Genomic DNA, 9,465 nt, shown 5'->3' on the forward strand with positions numbered 1-9,465 from the left:
ACTTTAGAAACGATGCAACAAGATCAATTGAATGTATATAATGATAATGCGAGTACAATATATGCGAGTTATTCATTTGATTGTGATGCGAATGAGCGTGAAGTTATTAAAAAGTTAGGTCAGAATGGAAATATAAATAATTTTATTTGGTTAAGTAAATCGGATCAGAAACAAGGTTTGATTGAATTATATGCAGGCATCTTATTTATTGGAATCTTCTTAAGCTTCTTATTTATCATGGCAACCATTCTGATTATGTACTACAAACAAATTACAGAAGGCTATGAAGATAAGGATCGTTTTGAAATTATGCAAAAAGTAGGTCTTGAACAACAAGATGTAAAGAAGGCTATTCACTCGCAAGTATTGACCGTATTCTTTATGCCACTACTTGTGGCAGGACTTCATGTTTGTTTTGCGTATCCAATGATTGAAAAGCTACTTCATTTGTTGTTTGTGAGCGATTCATGGCTTTATATTCGTACGACAATATTCTGTTTTGTGGCTTTTGCCCTAGTCTACATTGTGATTTATGTATTAACTTCAAAAGTGTATTATGGAATTGTAAAACGAAAAGCTTAATTGGATATTGGGATTTATCTTGATTGGATTATGTATCTATATATATTATGTGAATCATCATGGAATTTAGTACTCGAATAGAGTACTATTTTTCTTAGGTGATATATATGTTTATAAATGGATTTGACATCTTGTGGGATGAAATTGATGATTATGTGGCCGATATTAAAAGTATTCGAAGTATCGATCAATTCACCTTTACTAAGCCCGTAACTTTCTTTTGTGGCGAAAATGGTAGTGGTAAATCCACCCTATTAGAGGCTCTTGCGATTAAAAATGGATTGAATCCAGAAGGTGGAACAAGAAACTATAATTTTTCTACGTATGATTCGTATTCGAATTTGCATAAGCATATGCGTCTGTGGCGTTCTAGAAAACCGGATTGGATGTATTTCTTGCGTGCAGAAAGCTTTTATAATGTAGCGACAAAAGAAATGGAATATGCAGATGCGTTACATCCTTCAAAAGAATATCATATGAAGTCGCATGGTCAGAGTTTCTTTTCATTGATGATGGATCAAATTAAGAGGAATGGATTGTACTTTCTAGATGAACCAGAAGCGGCTTTATCTTGTCAGAATCAATTGGCCTTACTCTATTTGATTGAGGAATGTGTGAAACAAAATTGTCAATTTATCATTGCGACACATTCACCTATATTATTGGGTTTTCCCAATGCACAAATCTTATCGTTTGATGAAGATAAGGTAGAAGAAGTGGATTATAAATCTACGTCTAGCTATCAAACAATGAAATTATTTTTGGATCGGTATGATTATTTTGTGAAAGATATTCAAGAGAATAATGATGGAGGGATATTGTGATTAAATTAATTGCGATTGGAAAGAATAAAGATAAGGCGTTACAGTCTTTAGAGAAAGAATATATGAAGCGATTGTCGGCTTTTTGTAAGTTTAGTGAAATTGAAGTCAAGGATGAAGCAAATGAGCATATTTCTAGAGAAGCTGAAGTTTTATTGGTGAAAGAAAAAGAGGGAAATCGTGTTCTAGAAAAATTATCGGATCAAGATTTTGTGGTATTGCTTGATCTTCATGGCAAGATGATTGATTCTGAGACGTTTGCGAAGAATTTGGATATGTGGCAAATGAAGCATTCAAATATTGTTTTTGTGATTGCGGGAAGTCTAGGACCAAGTGAAAAATTAGTTTCTAGAGCGAATTATCGTTGGAAATTATCGGATCTAACTTTTACTCATTTAATGACCCGTGTCTTGATGTTGGAACAGATTTATCGTGGTTTTATGATCAATAATGGTCGTAATTACCACAAGTAAGTGATGTAAGCGCTTTTTGTGAAATTTTTTACTTGTGAAAAACTAGTCAATCAATTTATGTAGTGATATAATGGATGTGCAAAAAAATGACAGTAGGAGGAATATACATGACAAAGAGAACTGTTAAAGACCTTGATGTAGCTGGAAAAAAGGTCATCGTACGTTGTGATTTTAACGTGCCAAGAAAAGATGGTGTTATCACAGATGATAACCGTATCGTAATGGCTTTACCTACAATTAAATATTTAGTAGAAAACAAAGCTAAAGTTATTTTGATGTCTCACTTAGGAAAAGTTAAGACTGAAGAAGACAAAGCTAAAAACAACTTGGAATGCGTAGCCGTACGTTTACAAGAATTGTTACCAGATGTAAAAGTAACTTTCTGCCCAGTAACTCGTGGTGAAGAATTAGAAAACGCTGTAAATGCATTAGCTGATGGAGAAATCGTATTAATGCAAAATACTCGTTACGAAAAAGGCGAAAGTAAAAACGATCCTGAATTAGGTGCATATTGGGCTAGCTTAGGTGAAGTATTCGTTGAAGATGCATTCGGATCTGTTCACCGTGCTCACGCTTCTACTGTAGGTATCCCTACAAACATTAAAGAAAATGGATTAGGATTCTTAGTTGAAAAAGAAGTTACAATGTTAGGAAAAGCTGTTGATGAACCAGCTCACCCATTTGTAGCTATCATTGGTGGATCTAAAGTATCTAGTAAGATCGATGTTGTTGACAACTTATTGAAAAAAGCTGACAAAGTTATCATCGGTGGTGGAATGGCTTATACATTCTCTAAAGCTGTTGGTGGTTCAATCGGTACTTCATTAGTTGAAGATGACAAATTGGATTTAGCAAAAGAATATTTAGAAAAAGCTGGAGACAAATTAGTTCTTCCTGTAGATAACGTAATCGCTGATGCATTCAGTGAAGAAGCTAACACTAGTGTTGCTGATGCTGGTCAAATTCCTGATGGATGGATGGGGTTAGATATTGGTCCTAAATCTGTTGAATTGTTCAGAAAAACTTTAGCTGGTGCTAAAACTGTAGTATGGAATGGACCTATGGGTGTATTCGAAATGCCTAAATTTGCTAAAGGTACTGAAGAAGTATGTAAAGCTATCTCTGAATTACCAGAAGCTATTACAGTAATCGGTGGTGGAGACTCTGCTGCTGCTGCAAAACAATTAGGATATGCAGACAAATTCTCTCACGTTTCAACTGGTGGTGGAGCTAGTTTGGAATATATGGAAGGTAAAACATTACCTGGTATCGCTATTATCAGCGAAAAGTAATAAGGAGATGTACTTAAGATGAGAAAACCTATTATCGTTGGAAACTGGAAAATGAACAAAAACAACGCTGAAACAAAAACTTTCTTCGAAGCTGTTGATGGTGTTGCTGCTAGCGAAAATGCTACTTATGGAATTGGATGTCCATTTACTGATTTAAGAACTGCATTGGATCACGCTAAAAACTTAGTTGTAGCTGCTGAAAACTGCCACTTTGAAGATAGTGGAGCTTTCACTGGTGAAGTTAGTGTTCCTATGTTAGAAGAAATGGGAGTTAAATACTGCATTATTGGTCACTCAGAACGTCGTGAAATGTTCGGTGATACGGATGAAACAGTAAACAAAAAAGCAAAACGCTTAATTAAAGCTGGAATCACTCCAATCTTATGTGTTGGTGAAACAGAAGCTGATTACGATGCTGGAAACTCAGAAAAAGTAATTCGTGAAGAATTAGCTGGTTCTTTAGCTGACTTATGTCCAAAATGTGTTGGTGAAATGGTAATTGCTTACGAACCAATCTGGGCTATTGGAACTGGAAAATCTGCTTCAGTTGAAATTGCTGAAAACTGCTGTAAGATCGTACGTGACCAAGTTAAGGTTATGTATGGTGAAGAAGCTGCTGAAAAAGTACGTATCCAATATGGTGGAAGTGTTAAACCTAATAACATCGTTGAATATATGGCTCAACCAGATATCGATGGTGCATTAATTGGTGGTGCTAGTTTGAAAGAAGATAGCTTCACAGAAATCATTGAAAAAACAAAATAATTGATGATTATCTAGGCCTCTTTGAGGCCTTTTATTTTTAGTTGTTTCTAACCGAAAATAAAATTTAGGGTTGTTTGTGAGGTGGTTTCGTGGTAAACTAATCGTGAACTATTTTAAATAGGGGGTAGAATAAAATGAACTTTGTAGAAAATAATGGTAAAAAAGTCGCAGCGATTTTATGTGTAGCATCTGCTTTCCCTGTTGTGGCAACAGTAGTTGCAGCTAAGGAAGAACCAGGATGGCATGGTGATCGCTATGTCAATGAAGATAAAACTGTGGCAAAAGGATGGCAAGAAATCGAAGGAAAATCTTACTATTTCTCAGAAGATGGAACGGTAAATTCTTCAAAGACTGAAAAAGCAACAACAGCTAGCGTTTCAAGTAACATTACAGGGGAAGTGAAAGAAACAGTAGCAACAGCTAGTCAAGAAGCTGTAAAAGAAGAAACAGAACAAAAAGCTGCAGAAGTAGTTGAAACTCCAGCAACTACAACTGAAGCAACAGATACAACTGAAACTCCAGCAGAAACACCTGCTCCAGAACAGACTGAGACTCCAGCTCCTGAACAGACTGTAACACCTGCTCCAGAACAAACTGAGACTCCAGCTCCTGAACAAAATGAGACTCCAGCTCCTGAACAAAATGTAACACCTGCTCCAGAACAGACTGAAACTCCAGCTCCTGAACAAAATGTAACACCTGCTCCAGAACAGACTGAGACTCCAGCTCCTGAGCAAAATGTAACACCTGCTCCAGAACAAACTGAGACTCCAGCTCCTGAACAGACTGTAACACCTGCTCCAGAACAAACAACTCCAGCACCAGAAGTACAAGCTCCTGCAGAAACACCAGCAACTAGTACTTTAGGACAAAGAATTTCTGCTGAAGCACAGAAATTAGTAGGTGTGACTGATGGATTATGGTGTACACAAGTTGTACAACAAGCTTTGGCAAATGCTGGTGTAAGTGATGCTTATCAATTATGGCCAGATCAATACGCAGGTCAATATGGATACTACACTAACGATCCTCAAGAAGGTGACTTATTGTACTACAACAATGGTGGACGTGGTGTTGACCACATCGCTATCTATATTGGAAATGGACAAGCTGTTCATGGAAACTACGAAGGTAAGACTGTAATTGCTAGTGCATATTTAAGCACAGCAGCATCTCCACAATTCATTCGTGTTGTTAGATAATTTTAAATTTTAGCTTGGCTTTTTAGCCAGGCTTTTTTTGTATAATAAGATTTTGTATTGTATAATATGAGGTGGTTTTGGAGGCAAAATATTATGAATGAAGCATATAAAAATCTTGTAGAGAGAAGAAGTGTAAGAAAATATAATAACAAAAAGGTGAGCCATGATTTGGTTGAAAAAATTATTTATGCCGGGCAATGTGCACCTAGTGGCATGAATCGTCAAATCTTTGCCTTTGTAGCTGTTGAGGATGAAGAATTAGTAAAAGAATTATCTAAAAAGAATGCAGAGGTTATGAATTCATCGGCAGACCCATTTTATGGTGCAAAAAGTTTGATTATTGTCTTCGCAGATACCCATGCACCTACATATTTATACGATGGAGCTTTGGCTATGGGGAATCTAATGAATGCTGCAAATGCCTTAGGTGTTGATTCATGTTGGATCCACCGTGCTAAAGAAGTGTTTGAAACAGAATATGGTAAAGAATTAAAGAACAAATGGGGAATACCAGAATCTTATGAAGGTATTGGACATTGTATTTTAGGCTATAGAGACGAAGAGCTTGGAAAACGCGCTGAAAGAACGTCTAAGGTGGTTTATGCATAATATACGTATTGGACAAGCCGTAGATATTCATCAGCTTGTAGAGGGTCGCAAACTTATTTTGGGCGGAGTAGAAATTGAACATTCTAAAGGACTTTTAGGACATTCGGATGCTGATGTTTTAACACATGCGATTGGCGAAAGTATTTTAGGCGCTCTTGCCCTAGGTGATTTAGGAAAACATTTTCCAGATACAGATCCTAAATATAAAGGTGCGAACAGTCTTGTCTTATTAGGACATATCTATGATATGATGGATGAAATGGGATATCAGATTGGTAATGTAGATGCGACTATTTTGGCCGAAAGACCTAAAATGGCACCGCACATTGTTTCTATGCGAACGAATATTTCAAATGTATTGCATTGTGACATAGAAGATGTTTCAATTAAGGCTACGCGTGGAGAAAAACTTGGTTTTGTAGGAAATGAAGAGGGCATTGTAAGCCTTAGTGTTTGTATATTGGAGAAAAAAGGATGAGAGTAGTAATTCAAAGAGCAAAGAACGCAAAATGTACGGTAGATGGTCAAATAACAGGTCAAATTGATTATGGATATTGTATTTTTGTAGGATTCAATAATGAAGATACAAATGAAATTATTGATAAAATGATTCATAAGATTTTATTCTTGCGAATTTTTGAAGATGAAAATGGGAAGATGAATAAATCCATACAAGATGTAGAAGGAAGTATTCTTTCTATTTCTCAATTTACTTTATATGCGGATTGTAAAAAGGGGAATCGCCCAAGTTTTACAAATGCAGGTAAACCAGAGTTAGCTACAACATTGTATGATCAATTCAATCAGAAATTACAAGAACAAGGTATGCATGTTGAAACAGGTATTTTTGGTGCTGATATGAAGATTGAATTATTGAATGATGGTCCAGTAACCATTGTATTGGATTCAAAGGAGTTATTTTAATGGAAATTATATATGGAAATACACTTGCGGATCGAATCAAGGCGGATATGAAACAAAAAATTGATGACATCCGTGCAGAAGGGGCAAGGCTACCATTATTAAGTGTTGTACTTGTTGGAAATGATCCGGCAAGTATGTCTTATGTTCGTGGTAAAGAAAAGGCTTGTTCTTCTATTGGGATGCTTCAAAGAACAATTCGTTTAGATGAAAATGTATCGCAAAAAGAATTAAATGATGTGATTATGAGTTTGAACCTAGATTCTGAAGTCGATGGTATTTTAGTGCAAATGCCTTTACCTTCGCATTTAGATGAAACAGCAGTTTTAGAGTTGATTGATCCACAAAAAGATGTAGATGGCTTACACCCCATGAATGCTGGTTGTTTACTTACGAATCGCCCAGGCTTTATTCCTTGTACGCCACAAGGTGTTATGGCTATGTTAGATTCCATTGGATGTAAAGATTTATCTGGTAAACGTGCCGTGGTCTGTGGAAGAAGTAACCTTGTAGGCAAACCAGTTGCCCTGTTGCTTCAAAATCGGAATGCGACAGTGACAATCGTTCATTCAAAGACACCAGATATTGAAAAAATTGCTTCACAAGCCGACATTTTAATTGTTGCGATGGGTGTTGCTCAAATGGTCAATGAAAATTGGGTAAAAGAAGGAGCTGTCGTTATTGATGTAGGTATCAATCGTGTCAATGGAAAACTTGTAGGGGATTGTGACTTTGAATCGGTTGCGAAAAAGGCAAGTTATGTAAGTCCAGTGCCAAAAGGTGTTGGTCCAATGACGGTTTGTATGTTATTATCGAATACGCTGGATGCATATCATATGCATGTGCAAGGAGAATAATTATGGAATATGGATTAAATGATATTGTAGAAATGAAAAAAGAGCATCCTTGTCATAAGTCCAATGAATGGAAAATTATTCGTATGGGTGCTGATATTCGAATTAAATGTTTAGGTTGTGGAGCCAGTGTTTTAATGCCTAGACAAAAATTTGAAAAGAAATTAAAAAAAGTAATTCGACATGAAGAAGAATAGAGAGGATGTATTGAATTTATGCCATTAACTGCAGGAATCGTTGGTCTTCCAAACGTAGGAAAGTCAACTTTATTTAACGCTATCACGAAATCACAAGTAGAAGCCGCAAACTATCCATTTGCGACAATTCAGCCCAATGTAGGTGTTGTAGAAGTGCCAGACTATCGTATTGATCGCTTAGTTGAAATCTTCAATCCGAAAAAAACAATCTATACAACATTTGAATTTACAGATATTGCGGGATTAGTTAAGGGAGCAAGTCAAGGTGAAGGACTTGGTAACCAATTCTTATCGAACATTCGTTTAACAGATGCGATTTGTCACGTAGTTCGTTGTTTTGATAATCCAGATATCACACACGTTGAAAATAGTGTGGATCCAATTCGTGATATTGAAATTATTAATCTAGAATTAACTTTAGCGGATCTTCAGACAATTGAAAATCGTAGAAGTAAGATCGAACGTAAGGCTAAGACAAACAAGGATAAAGAATCATTGGATGAATTGGCTTTATTAGATCGTTTACAACCAATCTTAGAAGAAGGAAAACCAGCTCGTTCATTAGAGTTGAATGAAGATGAACAAATCTTGATGAAAGGCTATAACTTATTGACAGCTAAACCTATGATCTATGTTGCCAACTTAGATGATGAAGGTATCATGGATCCAGATTCATGTGCTTACTATAATCAAGTGAAAGAATATGCACAAAGCCAGAATAACCAGGTTGTTGCCTTATGTGCGCAAATGGAAGAAGAATTATCGGGTTTAGATAAAGAAGAAAAAGATGCATTCTTAGAAGAATTAGGTGTTGAAACATCTGGTTTGGATCAATTGATTCAAAAGGCTTATGCCGTATTGGATCTATGTACATTCTTAACGGCTGGAGAAGATGAATGTCGTGCATGGACATTTAAAAAAGGTATGAAAGCACCGGATTGTGCAGGTGTTATCCACACAGATTTCAAGAAGGGATTTATTCGTGCTGAAGTATATCGTTTTGAAGATATCGATGAATTGGGTAGCGAATTAGCTATCAAAGAAGCAGGACGCTTACGTCTAGAAGGAAAGGATTATGTCGTTCAAGATGGCGATGTAATGCACTTTAGATTTAATGTTTAATTTATCAAATATTATTTATCTTGTCATTGCCGTTGTTCTTTCCATGTCGATTCATGAAACGGCACATGGACTTGTGTCCTATTGGATGGGAGATCCTACGGCTAAGATGGAAGGTAGATTGAGCTTAAATCCTTTTAAACATGTTGACTGGATTGGACTTGTCTGTCTATTAGTATGTGGATTTGGCTGGGCAAAACCAGTACCCGTGGATGCACGTTACTACAAAGATGCGAAGACAGGAATCATATGGACAAGTTTTGCGGGTCCAATCGCAAACTTTCTATTAAGCTTTATTTGTGTATTCTTATTTTATGCACTTTATAAATTTGCTCCATATTTTATGATGTCTAGTGTAGGATATTTTATATCGAATACATTGACATATACAGGATTGATTTCAACTGGATTTGGCATTTTTAACTTGATTCCAGTACCACCATTAGATGGCTCAAAAGTATTGTTTTCGTTTTTACCCGACGATAAATACTATAAATTTATTGATGGTGCACCATGGATGAATCTATTATTTATCTTATTGATTTTTTCAGGTTTATTAGATTATCCGTTGGGTATGTTACGTTCAAATATGATTCAATTTTTTGAGATGATCGCAAAGATGATTTTAGG

Annotated in this window: 13 protein-coding genes; all 13 read left to right on the plus strand. The window is 36.0% G+C overall.

Annotation, left to right across the window (positions count from 1 at the left end):
* On the plus strand, nt 1–582 hold a 582-nt coding region (locus ACZQCL_RS03510), incomplete at its 5' end, for an FtsX-like permease family protein (RefSeq protein ID WP_482481855.1).
* Between the two features lie 107 nt (nt 583–689).
* On the plus strand, nt 690–1,406 hold the full coding sequence (locus ACZQCL_RS03515) for an AAA family ATPase (protein ID WP_482481856.1): 717 nt from the start codon (nt 690–692) through the stop codon (nt 1,404–1,406).
* Nucleotides 1,403–1,876, plus strand: a complete 474-nt coding sequence (locus ACZQCL_RS03520; RefSeq protein ID WP_331865960.1) for a 23S rRNA (pseudouridine(1915)-N(3))-methyltransferase RlmH — start codon at nt 1,403–1,405, stop codon at nt 1,874–1,876. Before ACZQCL_RS03515 ends, ACZQCL_RS03520 begins: the two co-directional genes overlap by 4 nt.
* Before the next feature lie 107 nt (nt 1,877–1,983).
* On the plus strand, nt 1,984–3,168 hold the full coding sequence (locus tag ACZQCL_RS03525; RefSeq protein WP_227990990.1) for a phosphoglycerate kinase: 1,185 nt from the start codon (nt 1,984–1,986) through the stop codon (nt 3,166–3,168).
* 18 nt (nt 3,169–3,186) lie between these two features.
* The gene (gene tpiA, locus ACZQCL_RS03530) at nt 3,187–3,933 is read left to right on the plus strand and encodes a triose-phosphate isomerase (protein ID WP_482481857.1); all 747 of its coding nucleotides are present in this window, start codon (nt 3,187–3,189) and stop codon (nt 3,931–3,933) included.
* Between the two features lie 134 nt (nt 3,934–4,067).
* A complete protein-coding gene (locus tag ACZQCL_RS03535) occupies nt 4,068–5,135 on the plus strand; it encodes an NlpC/P60 family protein (protein ID WP_482481858.1) in 1,068 nt (355 codons plus the stop codon).
* Nucleotides 5,136–5,228: 93 nt separating this feature from the next.
* On the plus strand, nt 5,229–5,744 hold the full coding sequence (locus tag ACZQCL_RS03540) for a nitroreductase (protein WP_227990988.1): 516 nt from the start codon (nt 5,229–5,231) through the stop codon (nt 5,742–5,744).
* Nucleotides 5,737–6,222: a 2-C-methyl-D-erythritol 2,4-cyclodiphosphate synthase gene (gene ispF, locus ACZQCL_RS03545; RefSeq protein WP_227990987.1), complete on the plus strand. Its 486-nt coding sequence runs from the start codon at nt 5,737–5,739 to the stop codon at nt 6,220–6,222. Before ACZQCL_RS03540 ends, ispF begins: the two co-directional genes overlap by 8 nt.
* Complete coding sequence (gene dtd / locus ACZQCL_RS03550; RefSeq protein ID WP_482481859.1) at nt 6,219–6,668, plus strand: D-aminoacyl-tRNA deacylase; 450 nt, start codon at nt 6,219–6,221, stop codon at nt 6,666–6,668. The genes ispF and dtd overlap by 4 nt, the downstream gene beginning before the upstream one ends.
* The gene (gene folD, locus ACZQCL_RS03555) at nt 6,668–7,522 is read left to right on the plus strand and encodes a bifunctional methylenetetrahydrofolate dehydrogenase/methenyltetrahydrofolate cyclohydrolase FolD (RefSeq protein ID WP_337532519.1); all 855 of its coding nucleotides are present in this window, start codon (nt 6,668–6,670) and stop codon (nt 7,520–7,522) included. The genes dtd and folD overlap by 1 nt, the downstream gene beginning before the upstream one ends.
* Before the next feature lie 2 nt (nt 7,523–7,524).
* The gene (locus tag ACZQCL_RS03560) at nt 7,525–7,716 is read left to right on the plus strand and encodes a DUF951 domain-containing protein (RefSeq protein ID WP_117570826.1); all 192 of its coding nucleotides are present in this window, start codon (nt 7,525–7,527) and stop codon (nt 7,714–7,716) included.
* An 18-nt stretch (nt 7,717–7,734) separates the two neighbouring features.
* Nucleotides 7,735–8,838, plus strand: a complete 1,104-nt coding sequence (gene ychF / locus ACZQCL_RS03565) for a redox-regulated ATPase YchF (protein WP_117570827.1) — start codon at nt 7,735–7,737, stop codon at nt 8,836–8,838.
* On the plus strand, nt 8,831–9,465 hold a 635-nt coding region (locus ACZQCL_RS03570), incomplete at its 3' end, for a site-2 protease family protein (protein WP_482481860.1). The genes ychF and ACZQCL_RS03570, both read left to right, overlap by 8 nt.

Source organism: Holdemanella sp. (assembly GCF_056804935.1).